Below are 24,092 nucleotides of genomic sequence, written 5' to 3'. Positions count from 1 at the left end.
AAAAGACCTTGCAGGTTAGCATCGTATTTAATCTAGAAAACAAGAAACTATTTGTGTATTCGTGGCAGTTTTAGAATTATGATGGCGCGGATTTGTAATCCGTGCCGAGCAACTGTGATCAAAATGATCTTTGAACACTAAAGGATATAATTACTTAACACAAAACCTAAAAGGTCAAAAAAAGACCTTGCAGGTTAGCATCGTATTTAATCTAGAAAACAAGAAACTATTTGTGTATTCGTGGCAGTTTTAGAATCATGATGGTACGGATTTGTAATCTGTGACGAGAAAAAGTTCTGCATCTATGGCAGCTTTTTCAATTACCAATGATCAATAAACAGAAAAGGGTTTTGGATGAAAGCAGTAAGAGGATTTAAAAAAACTATTCGTGTATTCGTGGCAGCTTTAGAATCATGATGGCGCGGATTTGTAATCCGTGACTAATCTAAATCAATTATAATCAAAATGATTTTAGAGCACTAAAAGACATTATAGACTGAAACAAAACCTACAAGGTCAAAAAAGACCTTGCAGGTTAGCATCGTATTTAATCCAGAAAAACAAGAAACTATTCGTGTATTCGTGGCAGGTTTAAAATCATGATGGCGCGGATTTGTAATCCGTGACGAGCAACTGTGATCAAAATGATCTTTGAACACTAAAGGATATAATTACTTAAAACAAAACCTACAAGGTCAAAAAAGACCTTGCAGGTTAGCATCGTATTTAATCCAGAAAAACAAGAAAACTATTCGTGAATTCGTGGCGCAAAAAAAGACCATCTGCGATTTTCTAAACCCTACTTCGTAAGTCAACATTCTAATTTCTAACTTCTCCTGTGATTTCCTTCAGGATCATTTCATAGGCTTTCTGTACGGTTTGCTTTACCACCTGGTCTCTACTGTTCCCGAAAATGAACTTCTTGGAATACACTTTTTCGGGGGTTGCGAGCCCTATATAAACAGTGCCGACTTCGGCATCGCTGTCGCCCTTGGTGGGGCCGGCATTTCCGGTGGTAGATATGGCGTAATCGGTTTTGAACATCTTTTTGGCGTTCCTGGCCATAGCCTCAGCCACCTCGGCACTCACTACACTATATTTCTCGATAAGTTCCCCGCGGACGTGTAGCACCTCACTCTTTGCCTGTGTAGCATAAGAGACTATACCGCCTTTAAAACAGGACGACGCGCCGGGATGGGTGGTGAATTCGGCTGCAAGGGCGCCGCCGGTACAACTTTCGGCTGCCGACAGGAATTTCTTTTGAGCTGTAAGCAGTTTGCTTATTTGAACCGCTATCTTTTCATCCTCTTCCTGCTCGTCGGCAATAATATCGCCCAGCAGCTCATAAAGGCCTTCCACTTCTTTTTCTACGGAATAGATCAGCTCTTCTTCATGATCTCCCTTTCCCGAAAGCCTGAGCCGCACACTGCCAAGATCGGGCAGGTAAGCCAGCTTGATATGCTTTGGAAGGCGATCTTCCCAGGCTGCAAGTTTATTTGCTATAGCACTTTCGCCCTCTCCCCTGGTAAGTATGGTTTTGTGATAAATAAAAGGACGGTGAAACTTTTCTCTTAAGCGCGGAATCACCTCAACCTCCATAAGGTTTTTCATCTCATAGGGCACTCCGGGAAGAGAGATATAGACTATTTTATCCTTTTCCATCCACATGCCTGCTGCCGTGCCGTACTTGTTGTGCAGGGCAATACTTTTTGAAGGCAGTAATGCCTGCTCCCGGTTAAGGTCGGAAATAGGAGTTTTCTTGTACTTTGAAAAAAGTTCTTCGATATGGGCAAGTACTTTCTCATTGAGTACCAGCTCATCATCAAAATAATTTGCAAAAGTGTATTTGGTGACATCATCTTTGGTAGGCCCCAGCCCACCGGTAAGGATCACCACATTTGCCCTTTTTGAAGCATCTTGCAGGGCAGCAAGTATATGCTCCTGCTCATCCTGCACAGAGGTGATCTGGCACACCGAAATCCCGATAAGATTGAGTTCCCGGGCTATAAAAGCGGAATTGGAATCCACAATTTGCCCAATAAGGATCTCATCTCCTATAGTGATAATCTCTGCAGTCATTAAAAATCAAAATCTTCCTTGAGTTCTGCTTCGGCTTTTTTGTATTTGGCTGTGATGATACGGGCAGCCTCATGCACCTCCTCCTTGTTCTCACCGGCTTTTGCCCAGCTCTCCAAAATCTTGATCTGCGGCATTAAGCCAAGCCCGAACATCTGGAAGTTTGGTTTCATCTTATGAGCGTACTGATAAGCCTGCTGCGGATTATCTTGCGTCACCGCCTGATTCATCCCTTCAAGATCTGGCGGAATTTCTTCCAGAAAAGTCTGCACAACCACCTTGACGAAATCCTGGTCGCCATCGGCCATTTCTTCTACACTCTCTAAATTGTAGTTCCTCATTTTACCTGTATTGAGAATATTTGTTGGTCTTCAATAAATCCGCTCAACTCATCATTAATTTCTACCCGTCCTACCCCTGCAGGAGTTCCGGTAAAGATCACATCGCCTATCTTGAGCGTAAAATACTGTGAAATATATTCAATTATTTCGTCAATTTTCCACAACATATGGGAAGTTCTTCCCTGTTGTACGATTTCGCCGTTTTTCTGAAGCCCAAAACCTACATCATCAATATTCTCAAAATGGGACTTCGGAATCCATTTCTCCCCTATAACTGCCGATCCGTCAAAGCCTTTGGCCTTTTCCCACGGCAATCCTTTTTCCTTTAATTTCTTCTGAAGATCTCTGGCTGTAAAATCTATACCCAGCCCAACTTCATCATAATATTTGTGGGCAAATTTCTTCTGAATATGCTTTCCGATCTTATTTATTCTCACCAGCAGCTCCACTTCGTAATGGATATCATCTGAAAACGGCGGAATAAAAAATGGCTGCTTTTTAAGAAGCACAGCCGAATCGGGTTTTAGAAAGATTACCGGTTCAGTAGGCCTTTCATTCTGAAGTTCGGCAATATGATCGGTATAATTTCGGCCTATACAGATGATCTTCATAAGACTAAAGAATTACTTAAGCTTGGTATTTAGTTTTCGCAATTTGATTGCAGTAAGTACTTTCTTGGTGTACAACGGGAAATCGGCATTTTGAAACCACCCGAAATAGCCCGGTTCCTGGTCAAGAATATCTTCAACAGACTTTCCTTTGTGCTTTCCGAAGCTAAACACCTCGCGGCCTTTCTTGTCAAAAACAATGAGGCCGGCAATATCTGCACACTCTTTTCTGGAGGTGAACGATGAAAGCCACTTTACATCATTCTGCAATTCATCCTCATATTTATCAAGCTGAGATTTAAGGACTTCATAGGTCGCCATGGTATCAACTTCGGCCCCGTGAGCGCCTTCAAGCTCTTTTCCACAGTAAAATTTATAGGCAGCAGAAAGCGTGCGTTGTTCCATTTTATGAAAGATGGTCTGCACATCTACAGACAGGGCGTTCTTCATATCAAAATCAACCCCGGCCCGCAGCATTTCTTCAGCCAAAAGCGGGATATCGTAACGGTTTGAGTTGTAACCTGCAAGGTCACAGCCTTTAATCATTTCATAAACAACGGGGGCAAGTTCTTTAAAAGTGGGTTCGTTGGCCACTTTCTCATTGGTAATACCGTGCACGGCCACCACATCTTTTGAGATTGGTACAGTGGGGTTTACCAGCCAGGTTTTGCTTTCGCGGTTTCCGTTTGGAAAGATCTTTAAAATTGAAATTTCCACAATCCTGTCTTTGGCAACATTGGTACCCGTGGCTTCAAGATCAAAAAAACACAGAGGCTTATTCAGCTTCAACTCCATAGTTTGTAGTTTTGGTAAAGATAATATTTCCCGAAACTTTAGCGGGAAACAATAAAAAAAAGAAAGCCACAACCCGAAAGGCTATGGCTTTTTATCATTTTAGACACCTGTGTTACAGGTCTCTGTTCTTGTCAAATTTTTCAAGGTACTGGGCCACTCTTTGTACAAACTGGCCACCCAAAGCCCCGTTCACCACGCGGTGGTCGTAACTGTGTGAAAGGAACATCTTGTAACGAATCCCAATAAAATCTCCTTCGGGGGTTTCTATCACTGCCGGTACTTTTCTAATAGCCCCCAGTGCGAGGATAGCCACCTGCGGCTGATTAATAATTGGAGTACCCATTACACTTCCAAAGGTACCCACGTTTGTTACGGTATAAGTACCTCCCTGGATATCATCTGGCTTCAGTTTGTTAAGACGGGCACGGTTAGCAAGGTCATTTACGGTCCTGGCCATTCCCACCAGGTTAAGCTGATCGGCATTTTTGATCACCGGCACAATCAGGTTACCATCGGGAAGTGCTGCTGCCATCCCCAGGTTGATATTTTTGCGTTTAATGATCTTGTCTCCGTCAACAGATATATTGATCAACGGGAAATCTTTAATCGCTTTGGCTACGGCTTCCATAAAAATTGGGGTAAAGGTGAGTTTCTCGCCTTCCCTCTTTTCAAAAGCATCTTTATTTTTCTTTCTCCAGTTCCAGATGTTGGTCACATCTACCTCAATAAAAGACTGCACGTGAGCAGAAGTCTGCACACTTTCTACCATGTGGTGCGCAATCATTTTACCCATACGTGACATCTCGATGATCTCGTCTTCACCATTCACGCTCACCGGAGTTTTGGCCGGTTGCGGCGCAGCTGCCTGCTGTGGTTTTTGCTGCCCTTGCTGCGGTTGTGCAGCGGGTTGGGAAGAACGATTTTCAAGGTAGTCTAAAATGTCATTTTTAGTGACCCTTCCTTCTTTACCGCTTCCTGGAATTTTTTCCAGTTCGTCAAAAGAGATCCCTTCTTCTTTCGCAATATTCTTTACCAGCGGAGAGTAGAACCTGTTACTATCGGCATAATCTGAGGTAGTAATATTTTTTGCCTCTTCCACTCTGCCTTCGGCTTCGGCAACGGCTTCTTCAATCTCGGGTGAAGGCACTTCCTGGTCAGCCACCGGGGTGGTCTCTGCCGCTTCTTCTCCTTCAGTCTCAATAATAGCAATGGTTTGCCCTACCTGTACCACATCATCTTCGTTGAATAACTTTTCAACCAACACGCCGTCTACTTCACTCGGCACCTCACTATCAACCTTATCTGTGGCAATTTCCAGAACCGCCTCATCGGCTTCAATGGTCTCTCCAACTTCTTTTAACCAATTCGTAATGGTTGCTTCCGCAACACTCTCCCCCATCTTGGGTAATTTTAGTTCAAATTTTGCCATATTCTTATCTCGAAGATATTTTACTTAAAATTGACTGCGAAATTACTAAAAATTTACCTCAATTAATAATAATTATTCAGCAGCGAGAATTTACAGGCTTCTTTTTGCTTCTGAAAAATGGCCTGTTTCCTCAGTAAAATTACAATTTTCACTACTTAGTTTCGAAAAAGATACGCTTGTTTTTTAAAGTAGTCTAAACCGGAAGTTTCAGAAGTAAGAAAAAATCTGCCAGGCTGAAGGTTCCAAAAATGGCAAAATCAAACCTCTTTTTTGAAAAAATATCCGCACAGAGTAAGACATAAGCCACGCTACCTTCACTTTTTATTGGGTACATTTTAGGTTTTTCTTATTAACTCCTTCCCTTTCAAATCTCTACTTTAAATAAAAAGTATAGCAATGAGCGTAAACAGAGAAGAATTAAGAGGAAAAACAATAGTGATCACCGGCGTTTCAAGCGGATTTGGTCGCGGTGCAGCCATAGAATTGGCAAAATTAGGCGCCAATGTTGTAGGAGCGGCAAGAAGAACCGAAGTTCTGAAAAGCCTTGAAGAAGAGGTTATGAACGAGGGCGGAAAACTCAAGACCGTTACCTGTGATGTTAGTAATGTAAACGATATTAAGAAGCTACGCGATACTGCCCTCGAGAAATCTGGCAGTATTGATATCTGGATAAATAATGTAGGAGTAGGTGCGCTGGGTTATTTTTGGGACATCCCGATTGAGGATCACGCCCGGCTGATAGATGTGAACCTCAAAGGCCTGGTGTACGGTGCCCATGTGGCCATGGAACATTTTGTGGAACGGGACCGGGGGATTCTCATCAATGTTGGGTCTATAGACAGTGAGGTACCACTGGCACTTCAAAATACCTACGCCGCAACAAAATCGGCTGTGCTAAGCCTTGGTCGCTCCCTTACGGAGGAACTCAATTTGAGCGGCAAAAAAAATATTAAAATTGCCACTATAATGCCCTGGGCTGTAGATACGCCGTGGTGGAAACACGCCGCCAATTACACCGGACACAAACCCCGAATGGCTGCGATGGATGAACCTCAACCTGTGATAGATAAAATTATTGAAGCCTGTGTAAACCCTAAAATAAAAATGCCTGTAGGGCCTATTGCCGGCGCTTCAAATTTCTTTCACCAGATATTTCCTGAATGGACGGAACGGGCTTCGGCTAAAATCGCCGAATACGAAGTTGAAAAAGCTGCCCCTATGCCCTCCACTACAGGAAGTATTTATGAACCTATGAAAGAAGGCACAAGGGTGGAAGGAAACATTAAAGAACGAATGAAAAAAGAAGACAGCTAAATGCCATTTTTGACACTCCTGCAATTTTAGCAGGTCATTCAGAAGCCGATAAATAACTGATCAGGTTTTATTGCTTCAGGGAATTTTCGAACGGAATGCGGTTGGTGATGCTGCGCCCCAGGGTGACCTCATCGGCGTATTCCAGTTCATCTCCCACCGAAATTCCGCGGGCAATAGTGCTCGTTTGGATTTCCAGCCCTTCAAGCTGTTTAAAAATGTAAAAATTGGTAGTATCTCCCTCAAGAGTACTGCTAAGGGCAAAGATCACTTCTTTAATTTCCCCTTTCCTGGCTTTCTCCACTAAAGATTTTATGGTGAGCTGTGAAGGTCCAACTCCTTCCATCGGATTAATTTTACCACCCAAAACATGGTAGAGTCCGCGATACTGGCTGGTGTTCTCAATCGCCATTACATCCCTAATATCTTCTACCACACAAACCACCTCACGCTGGCGGCTCTTGTTTGCACAAATCTCACAGAGTTCGGTATCGCTAATATTATGGCAGTTTGCACAAAATTTTACTTCAGTCTTAAGGTCTACCAGTGCCTTGCTCAATGCAACCGTTTGAGATTCGGGTTGTTTAAGAAGGTGCAATACGAGCCGCAGGGCCGTACGCCTGCCAATGCCGGGAAGCTGAGACATTTCATTCACAGCCCCTTCCAGTAATTTTGAAGAAAATTCCATGTTGCAAAACTACAATTTTTGAGGAGAGAAGTTTAAACAATTTTTATAGTTTAGCAGACATTAATAAGGCTAACATAATTGCTCCGAATCAAATCCTGAATGGAACCTATCACAATCCTATTGATAATCGCCGCATATTTTGGGGTACTGCTTCTTATTTCCTACTTCACCGGAAAAAACGCAACTAACGAAACCTTTTTCAAGGCCAACAAAGAATCCCCCTGGTATATAGTAGCTTTTGGGATGGTGGGTGCGTCACTTTCGGGCGTCACTTTTATTTCGGTGCCGGGCTGGGTGGGCGATTCGCAGTTTAGTTACATGCAGGTGGTGCTGGGATATCTTGCCGGTTACCTTGTCATCACATTTATCCTTTTGCCCATATATTACAGGCTCAATGTTACTTCTATTTATCAATACCTCCAACAGCGTTTTGGAAATGTAAGTTATCGCACAGGAGCTTTTTTCTTCTTTATATCAAGGGTTTTAGGAGCTTCTTTCAGGTTGTTTTTAGTGGCTACAGTACTTCAGTATTTTGTTTTTGATGCCTGGGATGTACCGTTCTTTGTCACGGTTACCCTCTCAATCTTACTGATCTGGCTCTACACCGCACGCGCAGGAATAAAAACCATTGTGTGGACAGACACCCTGCAAACTTTTTTTATGCTTGGCTCTGTAGCTGTAGCTATTTATTTTGTTTCTGAAGAACTCAACTGGCAGTTTGCCGATTTCTTTACTGCCCCCAGACTGGAGCCTTACACCAAAACCTTTTTCTTTGAAAGTATCCTGGACCGGAACTACTTCTGGAAAGCCTTTTTTGGAGGAATGTTCATCACTATTTGTATGACGGGACTTGACCAGGACATGATGCAGAAAAACCTCACCTGCCGGAATTTAAGGGATGCACAAAAGAACATGCTTTCGTACAGTTTTGTGTTCGTTCCGGTTAACCTGTTATTCCTCTTTCTTGGTGCTTTGCTCTTTATCTATGCGGGAGAAAACAATATTGCCGTACCCGTAATGGACGGCAGCGCAAAAACCGACCTGCTTTTTCCTGAAATTGCCCTTAGCGGCAGTATGGGAATGGCCCTGCCCGTGATCTTTATCCTGGGGCTTATTGCCGCGGCATATTCGAGCGCCGACAGTGCCCTTACCTCTCTCACCACAAGTTTTTGCGTAGATTTTCTCGATATTGAAAAGAAAGAACTTTCTAAGCAAAAGGGATTGCGCCAGTGGGTACATGTTGGTATTAGCGCTTTAATGATTGCAGTGATCATTGCCTTTAAATATTTGCTTGACAGCAATGTTATTGACCTGCTGCTTACAGCTGCAACCTATACCTATGGTCCTTTATTAGGACTTTTTACCTTCGGAATTTTTACAAAAATGCAGGTGAAAGACCAATGGGTTTGGCTCGTGTCCATTCTCTCGGTGGTCATCACTTTTATTATTGGCAATCTACCCTCAGAATATTTGGGCGGCTATGTGTTCAACTATGAACTCCTTATTGTGAATGGCGCTTTTACATTCCTTGGGTTAGTACTGCTTCGTAGAAAGTAAAATAAGGGTACAGGCCACTTCTACTTCAATGCCGTTCTTTTGAAGAATTCTGAAGAACTCGGGGTTTTCGGTGCCGGGATTAAAGATCACCCTTTCAGGCTGAAGCGAGACGATATATTCGTAATACTCTTCCTGCCTTGGCGGGCCCAGGTATAAAGTGACAGTATGTATATCTTCAAAAGGTACTTTTTCAGTTTCAATAGGCACTCCGGCCACCGTTCCCTGCCGCAATCCAATGGCTACAGTGGGAACCTGATTCTGCGTGAGCCTGTTAATTGCAATATTGGCATACCTCGCCGGGTTGGTGGTTGCACCAAGTACAAGCGTTTTCTTCTTCATATTTTCATGCTATTTTTTACTGTAACAATACTAAAATTTAGTAGTCTTTAAAGTAAGAAATATTTCCCGCATTGAAGGCATTTATAAAACATTGATGGTTAGTGTCTAAATGCCCCGGTGCCAAGCCCGTGCATTTTTTTATGCACGGGCTTTTTCATTTTCAGCAAAAGCTTCAGAAAAAAAATTCAGCAGTCTTTGTAACAAACCGTTTTTTGAGCAGTCTTTATAATAGAGCCGAATACTTTTTCAGGAAAACATTTGTTTTTACATTATGTTATACAAGGTATTAGGCTAAATAATAACCATCATCAAATCAATCAAACAATGAAACAGTTAATCGCTATTTTAATTTTTAGCTTCGGAAGCCTTTCCGCAGAAGCAAGCTCCGATCCTACAGACCTTGGTACCATCATTGGGCAGGTAATGGACCAGGAATTTAAAGAACCCATCCCCTATGCTACCATTAGTGTGACCACGCCCGAAGGAGAAATGGTTACCGGAGCAGTGACTTCTACCGATGGAACTTTTGAAATTGAAAAGCTGAAAGACGGCACTTATCTCTTCAAGATCCAGTATATGGGTTTTAAAGCCTTTAGCCGCGAGGTGAACGTGAACAGCGGGAAGCGGCAATTTAACCTCGGAACCATTTACCTGGAACCCGAAGTGGCCCAACTCGACTCTGTAGAAGTGGTGGCTGAAAGGTCTACTATTGAACAGCGCATAGACCGCAAGGTGGTAAATGTTGGAAAAGACCTCACCACAGCAGGAGCTTCGGCCAGCGAGATCATGAACAACATTCCCAGTCTTGCTGTAGACCAGGACGGGAATATCTCTATGCGTGGCAACGACAATGTAAAGATACTTGTTGACGGAAAACCCACTAACATTCCCGCCGCGCAGCTTTTAAAACAAATACCAAGTACCTCCATCAAAAGCATTGAGTTGATCACCAACCCTTCAGCAAAATATAATCCTGAAGGCATGAGTGGGATCATCAATATCATTCTGCATAAAAATTCCAATCTCGGATTTAACGGAAACCTCAACACCGGCATCACCCAGGGCGAGTACACCCGCTATACAGGTTCGCTCAACATGAACTACCGCACCGGGAAAGTAAATTTTTTCACCAATCTTGGTACCAATGGCGGCGAAAGCCAGAACAACGGAAGACTGGAAAATTTCACCCAGAATTATACCGAAAATATTAGCTTTTTGAACGACAGGAAATCCTATCTCATCAAATTTGGGATGGATTACTACATGGATGACCGCAATACTTTTTCTGTGTACACCAATCAGAATATCTACAACGGCTCTCCTGTAGGTACCGTGAGGTTAGATTATGGGTTAAACGATGAAAGGAACCTGTTGCAGGAATTTCTTTTTGACGGGGAAAACCACACCCAGACCTACAATTTTGTGTTTAACCATGATTTTAATGCTGAAGGCCATAAGCTCATCCTGGAAGCCGATCACAGCATCACCGATGAAACTGATGTTGCCAAATATATGTACAGTGGTACAGGAGCAGGTGATTTTGACTCTTACCGGGACAACACCGAGGAAGAGCTGTCTAATTCAACTTTTAACCTGGATTATGAGAATCCGTTTTCAGAGACCTCAAAAATTGAACTTGGAGCTGAAGCAAGGTTTAGAAGGACCAGGAATGATTATCGCACTACCAGCCCTAATCTTGAGAACACACTGTACGATTACGACAACAACATACTCTCTACTTACGCCACCTTTGGCCAAACCTTCAAAAAATGGTCTTACCAGTTGGGAGCAAGGCTGGAACAGTATGAAGTAGAAGCGGTACTCAACGGCGATTTGATCTACGAAACCGATTATTTGACCCTGTACCCTTCAGCATTTGCCTCTTATAATTTTGACGAGATGAAAACGCTGCAGCTTAGTTATTCAAGACGTGTAGACAGACCTGGGCTTAATCAGGTAAACCCGGTGAGGGAATTTGCCACACCAAGGCTCTCGCAGGTTGGAAACCCCGAGCTTGACCCGCAGTTCACAAATTCCGTAGAAATGAATTATACCCACAACTTCAAAAAAGGGAGTTTAACTGCAGGAGTTTTTTACCGGCTTATTGAAGATGAGATCAACCAGGCACTGTTAATTGATCCGCAAGACCCCTCGCGATTACTGCTTACCTATGAAAACTGGGAAGACAACACTGCCTACGGTTTTGAACTTAGCGGCAGGTACAAACCCTTTAACTGGTGGAGCATTAACCCCAGCTTTGAACTGTACAGCAGTACCGAAAAAGGCGTTGTGGGAACCGATTACAGGGAGATAAAAAGCAGCATGTACAGCCTGCGCATAAGCCAGAGCTTTGATGTTACCAAAAAGCTGAGCCTGCAAACCTTCGGAATGTACCGCAGCAGCACCGAATTGCTACAAATAAACCCCAAAGAATTCTGGTTTGTAAACGCCGGCGCCCGATATAATGTTTTAAACGATAAAGGCACTATAAGCCTTAACATAAATGACATTTTTGACACCCAGGAATTCGGTTTTCAATCTGATGTGCCTTACTCTCAGGAAGGAACTTTCTGGAATGATTCTCAAACGGTATACTTAGGCTTTTCGTACCGGTTTGGAGGTGGAAAAAACAAAGCCCTTGACAGAAAACAAAGAGACGACAACACCAGCAGTGGTGGTGGAATTTTTTAATGTCTTGTTTAATTAGCCAAAAAAAATCCGCACCTGAAAAGCTGCGGATTTTTGACATTTTTGACACCTGTAAAAAAGTACTGGTTTTGCCTCTTGGTTCTTCAGTCTTACCACTTGATCACTGCACTGGCCCAGGTAAAGCCACTACCAAAAGCGGCAAGCACAACGGTATCACCTTCTTTAATTTTTCCTTCTTCCCAGGCTTCGGTCAAAGCAATAGGTATAGATGCAGCCGTGGTATTTCCGTAGCGTTGAATGTTGTTGTGTACCTGCTCATCGCTAAGCTTAAACTTCTGCTGAACGAATTGCGAAATACGCAAATTAGCCTGGTGCGGAATAAGCATGTCTATATCTTTAACCTCAAGGCCATTTGCCTGCAATCCTTCCTGAATTACTTCAGAAAAACGCACTACAGCATTTTTGAAAACAAACTGCCCATTCATGTAAGGATAGTAAATGATATCATCGCCCTGCGGATTCTCTTCAATGATCTGCGGAACCCAATGCATGGTACTTGGCCCTTTCAAAGAAAGTTCGAGGGCGTGTTTACCTTCAGAATGTAAATGCGTAGACAGCACTCCCTGGCCGTTATGGTCGCTTCGGGTAAGCACTGCGGCTCCTGCCCCATCGCCAAATATCACCGATACGCCACGCCCGCGGGTAGAAAAATCGAGCCCGCCACTGTGGTTCTCACTCCCTATAAGCAGTACATTTTTGTACATCCCGGTTTTGATGTATTGATCGGCTACTGAAAGTCCGTAGATGAATCCGCTACACTGGTTTCTCACATCCAGGGCCGGGCAGGTGTCTATATCCAACATTTCCTGGATTTGCACCCCACCACCTGGAAAATAATAATCTGGACTTAGGGTAGCAAACACGATGAGCTCAATGTCATCTTTTGAGATCCCGGAACGTTCTATGGCAATTTTGGCAGCTTTGGCTCCCATCACGGCAGTAGAATTGCCATCCCCTTTCTTTATATGCCGCCGCTCTTTAATCCCCGTACGCTCCTGTATCCACTCATCATTGGTGTCCATCATTTTGGACAAATCATCGTTAGTTACCACATTTTCGGGCACATAGAATCCAAGACCCGCTATTTTAGACTGATACATGTATATATTTTTAGGCTTTAATAATTTATTTCTATTAAATTTAGCAATTAATAAAAAGTTGCTGCGCAATATAAGAAAGATTAACATTATGACAGTGCAGTGATCTTCAACCTAAATTCAATTTATTACCATGAAAAGATTTATTTTGAACTTCATTGCCATCATTTGCTTTACGGGAGCAACCCTGGCGCAAGAGAACCTCACCTATCAAAAACCGCCACAGGAGATCCTGGAACTTGTAGATGTACCACTGGCTCCTTCTACCCTCATAGACAGTGAGGCTAAAAGAATTGTTTTCCTGTATCGCGATCAATTAAAATCTATAGCCGAGCTTAGTGAAGAAGAAATGCGCCTTAGCAGGATCAATGTCTTGAAAAATACGTAAAGAACAAAGACCAACTGGAAGGGAAGATTGAGCAGCAATCTCCAGTTTTACAGAATTAATTCCCGGGAATTAACACCATAGAAAAGGCTGTCTTGAAATCCTGACTGTCCTCCTGAACAAATTCAGAGGGGTCAAAAAGGGGGTTTTTAGACAGCCTTTTTCTGTTTATTTATTTATAGCATTATCTCCTATTGAAGGCGTCATAATCGTTGAATTCGGTTTCATCTACAAATCCGTCATCATTGACATCCCAATCGTCAAAAGAAGAGATGCTCCACTCATCATTATCTATCAGCTCGTCTTCATTTGTGTCATACCTCTCAAACCAGGTATTATCGTTCATCCCTTCATTCCACTCATCGGCATCCAGCATTCCGTCTCTATTTGTGTCAAAAACCTCATAATCATATTCTCCAAAAGACGCTCCTATTCCGGTATTGAGACTTTCATCCCATTCATTCTCATCAATAAAATCATCGCTATTGAGATCAAAACTCTGGTAAGCCCTTTCAGAAAATTCGGTGTCGTCAATGCTGCCATCCATGTTGGCATCCCAATCATTGTAAGTTTCACTGCTTCGTTCTGTAAATTCGGTTTGATTTATCCTTCCATCGTAATCTGCATCAAAAGAACTAAAATCCTGGGCGTAAACTGCTGTTCCAAAAATGGTGCACATTGCTAAAAGAATTCCTTTTATCGTCTTCATATTCATTGTTTTAAATTAAACTTCTTTTTCTTTTAAAGCTCAATTTAAGGTGCAAACCAACTGATTTAAAGCACTTTAATCTTTTTAACAGAGAAATGAAGGAATTTAAATTAACAATAACAGGAAAAAAAAAGCCGAAAACTTTAGGTTTCCGGCCCAGTAAAAAGAATATTATTTAATCAGGAGTATTTTTTGAAGTTGTTAATGCTAACCGTTGCTCCCAAATCGTGTAATAAATTGTAGAGCCCAAAAAATGTGCGGTTGATATACAGGAAATGCTTGCTCCCTCTATTACCATTCATTTTTCTTAATTCCTGATCTTTACTGTATTTCTCGCTTAGGCTGGTTACTGATGTCCAGAATCCTTCATCGGAAAAATCAAATTCTTCCTTCTGAAAAGGTGCGGTAAAAAGGCTTAACATCTGGTAGAACAATTCTGAAAAGAACTCAATTTCGCGGGAAGAATCTTCTTTCCGAAGAATTTCCAACTCAAAAAGCTTAGCGTTGAAGAATTCAGGATCATTGATCTTCTGCTTATCGGCAAGTTCAAAATACGGTTTGTAGAAATCTTCGGGCACCCGCTTAATGCAACCAAAGTCGATCGCAATGAGGTTATCTTCTTTATCGACCAGGAAATTCCCGGGGTGCGGATCGGCATGTACGGCTTTTAAGATATGCATCTGGTACATATAAAAATCCCAAAGGGCCTGCCCCAGTTTATTTGCTGTTTCCTTATTGGTGTTCTGTTTAGCAAATTCGCTTAAATGCATCCCATTCATCCAGTCCATCGTAATGATCTTCTCACTGGAAAGGTCTTCATAATACTTTGGAAACCTGAGGTGAGGGATGTTCTTACAGGCTTCAGACATTTCGATGCTCTGTTGCACTTCCAAAACATAATCTGTCTCCTCAAGCAGTTTCTCTTCCACCTCTTTAAAATACCTTTCTGAGCCCTTGCCCTGCAGGTTAAACATCTTTGTAGCTATGGGCTTTACCAGTGCCAGGTCTGAACTTATACTCTCGGCCACGCCGGGATACTGGATCTTTACGGCCAGGTCTTTCCCGTCTTTAGTGGCCCTGTGCACCTGCCCAATACTGGCGGCATTTACCGAGTCAAGAGAAAAAGTGTCAAAAAGTTCATCAGGGTACTGCCCGTGATATTTCTTGAAAGTCTTTCTCACCAGTGGCGCCGAAAGTGGCGGCACACTAAACTGGGCAAGGCTAAACTTTTCTACATAGGCATTGGGAAGAAGGCTCTTTTCCATAGAGAGCATCTGGGCTACTTCAAGGGCGCTACCCTTCAGGCTCTTTAGCCCATCGTAAATATCCTCGGCATTGCTTTGGTCGAGCTGGTCTCTGGAAAGATCAGCATTTAATGCCTTTTTTGAGTAGTATTTAAGGTAATTTCCACCCAGCTTAATACCGGTTTGTACCATCTTACCGGTACGACTTATCTTTCCGGTGGGTATTTTATCTATTGTTTTCATATATCTATATTAAAAACCCAACGACAGGCATAGTAGGGTTATCCCTGCCGAGGGTAAACGCCCAATGAACTCTTATGCTCATCGTGACATTTTTTCTTTCCAAAGAAATTTTCCGAAGTCAAGCGCTCTTTCCAGAGGAGTGTTCTCAAACAGGTCAAATGCTGTATTAACCGATTTTTCAATAGCTACATCGGTGCTTTCAAATTGAGGTGAGTTGTCATCCATCCAAAACTTCAGCAGAAATACAAGCTGTACCCAGGCAGCTTCAGAAAAAACAGCTTCCGATCTTTTCAAAATTCCGGAACGCTGTTCCTGGTTGCCTTCGCGAATTAGTTCAGCTGTATAATTTTTCAGCTCCCGCCGCAAACCTTTAAGTTGTCCGGCATTCTTGAGGATTGAATCTTCATGTTTTAAAGTGAAAAGCACGTAGCTGCGGTTGGCAGTGAGCATTTCAAAAAATGTATAATAGAGGGTAAGCATTTTTTCCCTGTTACTAAAGGAGTCATACTCCCTGCTCTTTTGCATCACCTGGAGGGTATGCTCAAAAAAGCGTTCCCAAATTCCCCTTTTTAAGCCCTCAAAGCTTCCGAAGAAATCATAGAATTCTGCTTCAGAGATTTCATGATCTTTAGAGAACTTGTAAACTGTATCAGGCTCTTTTCCATTTTCGAGCACGTAGTTCATATACCATTCAATAATACGGTCTTGAGTTACTGCCTTTTCCTGTTCCTTTATTTGTTTTGTCTTTGCCATCTTGCTCTAATTAACTTATTCAAAAGTAGTTATTCTGTTTAAATTTAATATTATTTTTTTAAACAAAACTCTGTTAAATATATTTTTCTGAATTATACTGACGTAATTTTAGTCGGAAGACAAGCGGAAAAATTACTCTGCTGCCAGTTTGTCAGCGAAGTTGAGTTGGGTACTTTTTTTGACCTCTCTGGGAGAATCTAAAAATTAAATAAACCAAAATATATGGCAACCGGAAACATTAATGTATCTGTAGAAAACATCTTTCCTTTAATTAAGAAGTTTCTATACAGTGATCATGAGATCTTTTTACGCGAATTGATCTCTAACGCCACAGATGCCACTCTCAAGTTAAAGCATCTTACAGCTATTGGAGAGGCTAAGGTTGAATATGGCAACCCTGTTATTGAAGTAAAGATAGACAAGGAAAAAAAGCAACTCATTATTAGCGACCAGGGAGTTGGGATGACCAAAGAAGAGGTCGAAAAATACATCAACCAGGTAGCTTTTTCAGGTGCCGAAGAATTCCTTGAAAAATATAAGGACAGCGCAAAAGACAGTGGCATCATTGGTCACTTTGGGCTTGGGTTCTATTCGGCCTTTATGGTGGCCAATAAGGTAGAGATCGTCACCAAGTCTTACAAAGATGAGCCTGCAGCGCACTGGGTATGCGAAGGTACTACTGAGTTCACCCTCGAAGAAACCGAAAAGAAAGAACACGGTACAGATATTATTCTTCATATTAATGAAGATGACAAAGAGTTTCTTGAGAAGAACAGGATTGAAGAGCTGCTTGTGAAGTACAACAAGTTCATGCCAATCCCAATTAAATTTGGAACCCGCGAAGAAACGCTTGATCTTCCCGAAGATGCGCCTGAAGATGCAAAACCCGAAACCAGGACAGTAGATAATATTATCAATAATACTAATCCTGCCTGGACCAAGCAGCCAACAGATCTTGAGGATAAAGACTACAAAGATTTTTACCGCGAACTGTATCCTATGCAGTTTGAGGAGCCTTTGTTCCATATTCACCTCAATGTTGATTACCCTTTCAACCTTACCGGAATTCTGTATTTCCCAAAAATGTCACAAGACATGAACATACAGAAGGACAAAATTCAGCTTTACCAAAACCAGGTATTTGTAACCGATAATGTTGAAGGTATTGTTCCTGAATTCCTGACAATGCTTCGCGGGGTTATTGATTCTCCTGATATTCCACTGAACGTTTCCCGTTCATACTTACAGGCCGATGGTGCCGTTAAGAAGATCTCCAGCTACATTACCCGTAAGGTTGCAGATAAGCTGAAGTCTCTGTTCAACAACAATAGAGAAGATTTTGAGAAAAAATGGAATGATATCAAGATCGTCATTGAATACGGAATGCTTTCAGAAGATAAATTCTTTGAAAAAGCCAAAGATTTTGCTCTTTACCCAACTGTAGACGACAAATATTTCACTTTTGAAGAATTCATTGAGAAGATCAAAGACAACCAAACCGACAAGGATGGTAACAAGGTAATTCTCTATGCTTCAAACCAGGATGCACAGCACAGTTACATTGAAACAGCCAAAGAGAAAGGTTACGAGGTACTGTTGTTAGATTCTCCAATTGTATCTCACCTGCTACAAAAGCTGGAAATGGGAGATGAAAAAGTATCTTTTGTTCGTGTAGATTCCGATCATATTGACAACCTCATCAAAAAAGATGAAGAGAAGATCTCCAAATTAAACGAAGAAGAAAAAGAAAAGCTAAAAGCCGATTTTGAGAAGGTAGTTCCAAAAGAGAAGTACACGGTACAACTTGAGGCCCTAGACAGCAATGCAGCTCCGCTTATCATCACCCAGCCGGAATTTATGCGACGCATGAAAGAAATGCAGCAAACAGGTGGCGGCGGAATGTTTGGAATGGGAAATATGCCCGAGATGTATAATCTCGTGGTAAACACCAACCACTCTCTTATTGGAGAAATTCTGAACACGAAAACTGAGAAGAAACAAGAGCGATTGATCAAACAATCCCTCGATTTGGCCAGACTTTCACAAAACCTCCTGAAAGGGGAAGAATTGACTTCCTTTATTAAGCGCAGCTTTGATATGATCAAATAAAGCTAATAAGCTTACAAATCAAAAACCGCTTTCCTGGTGACAGGGAAGTGGTTTTTTTATTTAGTACCAGCACCAAAAATGTTACTCAAAAATGACATTTTTGAGACTCCGGGATAATAGATTATTAATTATTCCTCATCAGCGTTTACTGCAACCTTCAGGTTTCTATAGATTGTGCTGAAGAAGGTAGGAATATCATAGGGCTTTACAATAATGTCGCTCATTCCGGAATTCAGGATTTCTTCCCGCATCTCCTGTATTTCTACTGCTGTTAAAGCAATAACAGGAACTTCGGGATTAAATTTCCGAATAAGCCTGGTGGTTTCCATCCCGCTTAGGCCCGGCATATTGACATCCATCAAGACCAATCCAAAATCTTCTTGCTTTAAAAGCGCTATTGCCTCATAACCATCTCCCGCAACTTTACATTCAAAATTCCGTTTTTCAAGAATCCTCCTGGTAACCACCTGATTAATGCGGTTATCATCTACAATAAGTGCCTTTTTTAGCACACTTTCTTCAGATATTTCCAAATCGCCGGGTTGTGTAACAGCTTCCTCTGTTTCAGATTTTTCAAAAAGTATCTCAAAACTAAAGACAGAGCCTTTACCTTCCTCACTTTTAAGATGAATCTCAGAATTGAACAATTTTAGCAGGTTTCTTACAATAGGAAGCCCCAACCCTGTTCCCTGATAGTTATAGTTATTTGCTTTTAATTGAGAGAATTCTTCAAATATTTCCTGTTGTTTATTTTTAGGAATTCCCATTCCCGTATCACCCACTTCAAAATAAATAAGACATTTTCCATTTTCGCAGCTTATACAGTTTGCTTTTATCCAAACCTTACCGCGTTCAGTAAATTTAACTGCATTGCCAACAAGGTTCATGATGATTTGGGAAAGACGCACCGAGTCACCAATTAGCGTACGCGGAATATTATCACTAATCTGTAATTCTACAGTATTGGAATTCTGATGCCGCGTAAACTCAAAGGATTTCACAATCCCCTTCATCAAACCATGAATGTTGAAAGGCGTATTCTCCAGGGAAACCAGGCGGGATTCCATCTTGTTCATCTGCAAGACATCATTAATTAATGCCAGCAGGTAATCGGCAGAAAATTTGAGAGACTTAAGGTCACCCTCGAGTTTTTTATTGTTGTTATCTTCCAGTAAGAGAGATGTTAGGCCCACCACTCCATAAAGTGGCGTTCTAAGTTCATGGCTCACAGTAGAGAAAAACCTGCTTTTTAAATGGGATAAATGTTCAGCCTTTTCTTTTGCTGAAAGCAGTTCTTTATTGTTTTCTTTTAGCTGATGAATCAGCTTCTTCCTTGACTTGTTATTTCTGATAAGGAGTAGAATAAACAGAAGCATTAGGGTAAGGGAAATGAGCATAATTGCAGAAATCTGTTCAGATTTCTCAATTACCTGATCCTTATAGAGCTGTTCTCTTTCAGCAGTTTCCAGGTTCTCGCGGTATTGCTGAGTTTCAAAACGAGCCTGGGAGGCTTCCATTTGCTTCAGTTTTTCCTTTTCGTACAGCAATGCATCATATTCCACATATTTTTCAAGTGCCCTGTAAGCCTCTTCATATTCGCCATTTTTGAAGAGAACTTTGGCGAACCCGTCATAAGCAGTGACAGCATCAAGAATAAGAGAATCTTTCTCGGCTATCTTTATAGCCTCCTCAAAGTACTTCCTGGATTTTTCATAATTATTTTTACCGGAATGGTAAATACCAAAAAGCGAGGCTAATTGTGTATGAATGAAAGGGTCTTTAAAATCTTTAATGATCTTTTCTACCTTCAACAGGTACGGGTATGCCTCATCATACCTCTTAAGGTCGAGATACGTCCAGCCCTTGTTGAGTAAAGGCGTAGCCCTGCTATCGGGGTCATTGAGGTGTGAAGCGGCTTCTATGGCTTTATCATAATAGGCAAACCCCTGCTCGATCGTTTCCTTATTGGAAGTGAAAATATTACCCAGGTTATTATAGGCCCACCATAAAAGAGTATCGTTATTAACGAGCTCGGCATACCCTAAAGCTTTTTCATAGCTCTTGCGGGCCCGAATGGTGTCCAGCAACTCATCATAAGTGATCCCGAGGTTGTTGTAACCGTGATAAAGGTTGTAGTAGTCTTCTTTTTTCTCTGCCAGCTGTATTAAACGAAGAGAGTAATCAATGGCTTTGCTATACTCGTATTCATACATAGCCCCGGTAGACATATCCAGTAATTTCCGGATACTGTCACCCGAAATCTCTTCTTCAGTTTGAGCAAGGCTTAAGGCCGACACCCATACTGCGAAACAAAGAGAAACGAATTTTGAGTTCAATGCTGCGACATGTTAAGTTCTATAAAATGGGGAAAGCCAAATTATTTATTTTTAGCATCTTATGCAATAAATTTTAAAGTTTTATTAAAACTTATAAAAATATTGTTAATGCTTCTCAAAAGTAAATACTGATAATCAAAAAAACTGCCTTAAAAGCCAACTTCTTTCAACGTTTGTAACGTGTTCACATCAGCATTTATCAGAGTTTTTAAACTCAGAATGATCCTGATGCATCGAAATAGCTTTTAAGGCAGTTTCCCTTTTACGGTGGCAAAGTATTATTTATATATCTCGTTCAGGATTGCTGCAAGTCTAATTCCGCCTTTTTGAACCTGATCATGAACTACAGGGAACCACTCATACATATACTTATATCCAAGTTTTTCGCCTACTTCAACCGAGTCGTAAACTCTATTGGCAAGTTGTTTTGATTCATACATCCAGTCAAGCACAGAACCTTTCTGGATCTTTTGGATTTCTTCTTTGGAAAGCTTATCTGTATTGTGGGCAAGTTCGGTATAGCTCATATCAAAGTCGTTGATCATTTCGCTATCCCATACCCGGTGAAGGTTTGAACCGCTTCCAAACCATCTTACCTGTATATCGTTTCCGCCTTTATCTTCACCACGCCCGGCATGCATAGGCTGATGTAAATCACCTAACCAATGTACAAGCAACTTCAGGTGGAATTCCTTTTCTTCCTTAGAGGCATTCTTATCTTTTAAAACTGAAATAGCAGTATTTATTCCATGTACCAGGTCACCATCTGGATTCGCTTTTTCTTCAGAATATGCTGTCTCACCGGGTTCAAGATTTACATAATGCCACGGACTGTATTTGCGGTAAGCCGGATCACTCTTAATATCATCACCAAAAGTAGATACAAAAGCCAGGTTCATACCATCAAGGAGCTCCCGCACCTTAGCCTTCGCTTTTTTGGATAAATGTTGTTCAGCTACTTCACCCGTAGCTCTGTGCCCCGTTCTGCCCCAATCACTATCGGACGCAAAAGTAAAACTGGTAAAAAGAAAGGCTGTAACAAGTAAATAAATTTTCATATAAAGTTGAATTTTTGGGTGCGTAAATATAGAAAAAGGTGGCCCATTATTTGGAGCATCTTCAAAAATCCTGCCTCGATTTGCCATTTTTGAACAGGCTTGTAAAGAAAAGCCCGAAATGCTACCTTTACCGAAGGTACACCTTTGGCTTTATGCCCCTCTTTCAATCTACAAAATGAAGTATAAAATTATATTTTCAGATATTGACGGTACGCTTCTAAATAAAGACCGGCAACTATCACAGCTCACCTTAGAAGTCTTTGGTCAACTCCCTAAAGAGCTGCCCGTAGTGCTTATTTCTTCCAGAATGCCCCAGGCAATGACACACCTTCAGGAAGAGCTAAATATTTCTCACCAACCGCTTATTTGCTATAACGGAGCTTTGATGTATATAGAAGGGCAACCTGTGCAGTCTAAAGAAATTCCGTGGAGCATTATAAATGACCTGCATCACTTCAACAGCAGTTTAAATTGTCATCTCAGCCTCTACAATGACAAAGACTGGTATGTACCGCAAATGGATGAATGGGCCAAAAGAGAAGAAAACAATACCCGCGTAACTCCGCAGGTTAAACCCACACACGAGGTACTTCAAGATTGGAAACCCAGCGAAACAGGGGCTCATAAAATTATGTGTATGGGCACAGCAGAAAAAATAAATGCTGTTGAAAAGCACCTTTTTGAGAGGTATAAGGATCAATTACACCTGTACCGTTCTAAAGACACTTATCTGGAAGTGACAAACAATGAAGTTTCTAAACTTACGGCTGTAAAATATCTGCTGAAGCATCATTTTCATTACGAAATGGAAGAAACCATCGCTTTTGGTGATAATTATAATGATTTTGACATGCTTGAGGCTGCAGGAATGGGAATTGCAGTAGGAAATGCAAGGCCCGAAATTTTAAAAATTGCCAGGCAGGTAACTCACCACAATACTGAAGATGGGGTAGCCAAAAGTTTACAACAGCTCTTTAAGCTTAACTAATTTTTAAGACACTTCTAAATGTCGTATTTTGCCGCTTTTTAAAGGCAATTTATGGACAATCTTCCCCTTTTTACCAATGATGCTATTGTGTTAGGACTACTAATGCTGGCCCTTGGTTTTGTATTCTTCACTTCTTCCAAAAAAGAAGGTTTCTGGTATAAATTCTACAAAGTAGTACCGGCGTTGTTGATGTGTTACCTCATTCCGGCAATCCTAAACTCGCTGAACATAATTTCTGACGAGACTTCAAACCTGTACTTTGTAGCCAGTCGCTATTTGCTACCGGCTTCCCTGGTATTAATGACCTTGAGTATAGATCTTAAAGCCATATTCAACCTGGGGCCAAAAGCGCTCATCATGTTTTTCACAGGAACCATTGGGATCATTATTGGCGGACCTATTGCTATTCTTATCATCTCTACCTTCTCGCCCGAAACTGTGGGAGGTGTGGGCCCCGATGCAGTTTGGAGAGGACTCTCAACCCTTGCAGGAAGCTGGATTGGTGGTGGTGCCAACCAGGCTGCCATGCTCGAGATCTTTGAGTACAACCCCGATCTTTACGGCGGAATGGTGCTGGTAGACATCGTAGTTGCCAATCTATGGATGGCGATTCTCCTCATGGGAATTGGTAAAAGTGACAGGATTGATGAATGGCTTCGTGCAGATAATTCGGCTATACAAGACCTGAAGAAAAAAGTTACCGCTTATGCCGAAAGTGTTACCCGCAACCCATCACTCGCAGATCTTATGATCATGCTCGCCCTCGCTTTTGGTGCTGTTGGGTTTGCTCACTGGAGTGCCGATGGTATTTCGGCTTTTCTTTCTTCTAATTTTGAAGCTTTCCGGGATAATAAATCGGCATTATCTTCTTTTGCATCTTCCTTTTTCTGGATGATCTCTATTGCAACTGCAGTAGGAATCTTTCTTTCTTTTACAAGGGCGAAAGAATATGAAGGTGCCGGGGCCAGTAAGCTGGGAAGTGTTTTTATATATTTTCTCGTAGCTACCATTGGTATGAAAATGGACCTCACCATGGTCTTTGATAACCCAGGACTTATTGGGATAGGACTTATCTGGATGGGGATTCATGCCGGTTTACTTATTCTTGTGGCCAAACTCATTAAAGCCCCCTACTTCTTCCTTGCTGTGGGAAGCCAGGCAAACGTGGGCGGGGCGGCATCTGCACCGGTTGTTGCTGCAGCCTTTCATCCTTCACTGGCCACTGTTGGGGTATTGCTGGCTGTGTTTGGATATGTAGTGGGAACTTACGGCGCTATATTGAGTACAATTTTAATGCAGATTGCTGCCGGAAGCTAA

At 41.8% G+C, this 24,092-nt stretch carries 20 protein-coding genes; 7 read left to right on the top strand and 13 right to left on the bottom strand.

The genetic code is table 11. The features are described 5' to 3' along the window. Positions 1 to 819: 819 nt before the first annotated feature. From OQ279_RS05255 to OQ279_RS05235, 5 genes are all read right to left on the bottom strand, one after another. Positions 820 to 2,079: a competence/damage-inducible protein A gene (locus tag OQ279_RS05255; RefSeq protein WP_266068791.1), complete on the bottom strand. Its 1,260-nt coding sequence runs from the start codon at positions 2,077 to 2,079 to the stop codon at positions 820 to 822. Next, the gene (locus tag OQ279_RS05250) at positions 2,079 to 2,417 is read right to left on the bottom strand and encodes an Hpt domain-containing protein (protein ID WP_266068790.1); all 339 of its coding nucleotides are present in this window, start codon (positions 2,415 to 2,417) and stop codon (positions 2,079 to 2,081) included. The genes OQ279_RS05255 and OQ279_RS05250 overlap by 1 nt, the downstream gene beginning before the upstream one ends. Continuing rightward, positions 2,414 to 3,028 (bottom strand): fumarylacetoacetate hydrolase family protein, encoded by a 615-nt coding sequence (locus OQ279_RS05245; protein WP_266068789.1) that lies wholly within the window; start codon positions 3,026 to 3,028, stop codon positions 2,414 to 2,416. The genes OQ279_RS05250 and OQ279_RS05245 overlap by 4 nt, the downstream gene beginning before the upstream one ends. A 12-nt stretch (positions 3,029 to 3,040) precedes the next feature. Then, the gene (locus OQ279_RS05240) at positions 3,041 to 3,820 is read right to left on the bottom strand and encodes a 3'-5' exonuclease (RefSeq protein WP_266068788.1); all 780 of its coding nucleotides are present in this window, start codon (positions 3,818 to 3,820) and stop codon (positions 3,041 to 3,043) included. Positions 3,821 to 3,932: 112 nt separating this feature from the next. Further along, positions 3,933 to 5,249: a dihydrolipoamide acetyltransferase family protein gene (locus tag OQ279_RS05235; RefSeq protein WP_266068787.1), complete on the bottom strand. Its 1,317-nt coding sequence runs from the start codon at positions 5,247 to 5,249 to the stop codon at positions 3,933 to 3,935. A gap of 396 nt (positions 5,250 to 5,645) precedes the next feature. Here OQ279_RS05235 and OQ279_RS05230 point away from each other — a divergent pair, with 396 nt between their 5' ends. Continuing rightward, positions 5,646 to 6,563, top strand: coding sequence for an SDR family NAD(P)-dependent oxidoreductase (locus tag OQ279_RS05230; RefSeq protein WP_266068786.1), 918 nt, complete (start codon positions 5,646 to 5,648; stop codon positions 6,561 to 6,563). Between the two features lie 67 nt (positions 6,564 to 6,630). Here the strand turns inward: OQ279_RS05230 and recR are convergent, their stop codons facing one another. Beyond that, positions 6,631 to 7,248 carry a recombination mediator RecR gene (recR, locus tag OQ279_RS05225; protein WP_266068784.1) on the bottom strand — a complete coding sequence of 206 codons (618 nt, stop codon included), beginning with the start codon at positions 7,246 to 7,248 and terminating at the stop codon, positions 6,631 to 6,633. A gap of 99 nt (positions 7,249 to 7,347) precedes the next feature. Between recR and OQ279_RS05220 the strand changes: the two genes are divergently transcribed. Further along, entirely contained in the window at positions 7,348 to 8,805 is a 1,458-nt protein-coding gene (locus tag OQ279_RS05220; protein ID WP_266068782.1) for a sodium:solute symporter, read from the top strand. Here OQ279_RS05220 and OQ279_RS05215 read toward each other — a convergent pair. Continuing rightward, positions 8,782 to 9,144: a CoA-binding protein gene (locus OQ279_RS05215; protein ID WP_266068781.1), complete on the bottom strand. Its 363-nt coding sequence runs from the start codon at positions 9,142 to 9,144 to the stop codon at positions 8,782 to 8,784. The two genes, OQ279_RS05220 and OQ279_RS05215, sit on opposite strands and share 24 nt — an antisense overlap. A 324-nt stretch (positions 9,145 to 9,468) precedes the next feature. Here OQ279_RS05215 and OQ279_RS05210 point away from each other — a divergent pair, with 324 nt between their 5' ends. Then, positions 9,469 to 11,835: a TonB-dependent receptor gene (locus OQ279_RS05210; protein ID WP_266068780.1), complete on the top strand. Its 2,367-nt coding sequence runs from the start codon at positions 9,469 to 9,471 to the stop codon at positions 11,833 to 11,835. 107 nt (positions 11,836 to 11,942) lie between these two features. Here the strand turns inward: OQ279_RS05210 and OQ279_RS05205 are convergent, their stop codons facing one another. Beyond that, positions 11,943 to 12,953, bottom strand: coding sequence for a 3-oxoacyl-ACP synthase III family protein (locus OQ279_RS05205; RefSeq protein ID WP_266068779.1), 1,011 nt, complete (start codon positions 12,951 to 12,953; stop codon positions 11,943 to 11,945). 130 nt (positions 12,954 to 13,083) lie between these two features. Here OQ279_RS05205 and OQ279_RS05200 point away from each other — a divergent pair, with 130 nt between their 5' ends. Then, positions 13,084 to 13,338: a hypothetical protein gene (locus OQ279_RS05200; protein ID WP_266068778.1), complete on the top strand. Its 255-nt coding sequence runs from the start codon at positions 13,084 to 13,086 to the stop codon at positions 13,336 to 13,338. Between the two features lie 181 nt (positions 13,339 to 13,519). Here the strand turns inward: OQ279_RS05200 and OQ279_RS05195 are convergent, their stop codons facing one another. From OQ279_RS05195 to OQ279_RS05185, 3 genes are all read right to left on the bottom strand, one after another. Beyond that, a complete protein-coding gene (locus OQ279_RS05195; protein ID WP_266068777.1) occupies positions 13,520 to 14,044 on the bottom strand; it encodes an EF-hand domain-containing protein in 525 nt (174 codons plus the stop codon). Between the two features lie 179 nt (positions 14,045 to 14,223). Then, on the bottom strand, positions 14,224 to 15,531 hold the full coding sequence (locus OQ279_RS05190) for an ABC1 kinase family protein (protein ID WP_266068776.1): 1,308 nt from the start codon (positions 15,529 to 15,531) through the stop codon (positions 14,224 to 14,226). Positions 15,532 to 15,609: 78 nt separating this feature from the next. Beyond that, complete coding sequence (locus OQ279_RS05185) at positions 15,610 to 16,284, bottom strand: TetR/AcrR family transcriptional regulator (protein ID WP_266068775.1); 675 nt, start codon at positions 16,282 to 16,284, stop codon at positions 15,610 to 15,612. A gap of 222 nt (positions 16,285 to 16,506) precedes the next feature. On the opposite strand from OQ279_RS05185, the gene htpG reads away from it, so the two are divergent. Further along, a complete protein-coding gene (gene htpG, locus OQ279_RS05180) occupies positions 16,507 to 18,393 on the top strand; it encodes a molecular chaperone HtpG (RefSeq protein ID WP_266068774.1) in 1,887 nt (628 codons plus the stop codon). A gap of 128 nt (positions 18,394 to 18,521) precedes the next feature. Here the strand turns inward: htpG and OQ279_RS05175 are convergent, their stop codons facing one another. Both OQ279_RS05175 and OQ279_RS05170 read right to left on the bottom strand, forming a co-directional pair. Next, positions 18,522 to 20,729, bottom strand: a complete 2,208-nt coding sequence (locus tag OQ279_RS05175) for a response regulator (protein WP_266068773.1) — start codon at positions 20,727 to 20,729, stop codon at positions 18,522 to 18,524. A 278-nt stretch (positions 20,730 to 21,007) separates the two neighbouring features. Further along, positions 21,008 to 21,787, bottom strand: a complete 780-nt coding sequence (locus OQ279_RS05170) for a S1/P1 nuclease (protein WP_266068772.1) — start codon at positions 21,785 to 21,787, stop codon at positions 21,008 to 21,010. 175 nt (positions 21,788 to 21,962) lie between these two features. Between OQ279_RS05170 and OQ279_RS05165 the strand changes: the two genes are divergently transcribed. Next, entirely contained in the window at positions 21,963 to 22,775 is an 813-nt protein-coding gene (locus tag OQ279_RS05165) for an HAD family hydrolase (RefSeq protein ID WP_266068771.1), read from the top strand. 51 nt (positions 22,776 to 22,826) lie between these two features. After that, entirely contained in the window at positions 22,827 to 24,092 is a 1,266-nt protein-coding gene (locus OQ279_RS05160; RefSeq protein WP_266068770.1) for a DUF819 family protein, read from the top strand.

The sequence above is a fragment of the Salinimicrobium profundisediminis genome, from assembly GCF_026241755.1.
Taxonomy (GTDB): Bacteria; Bacteroidota; Bacteroidia; order Flavobacteriales; family Flavobacteriaceae; genus Salinimicrobium; species Salinimicrobium profundisediminis.
The sequence above is the reverse complement of the archived record's forward strand: the minus strand, read 5'-3'. Positions and strand labels throughout refer to the sequence as shown.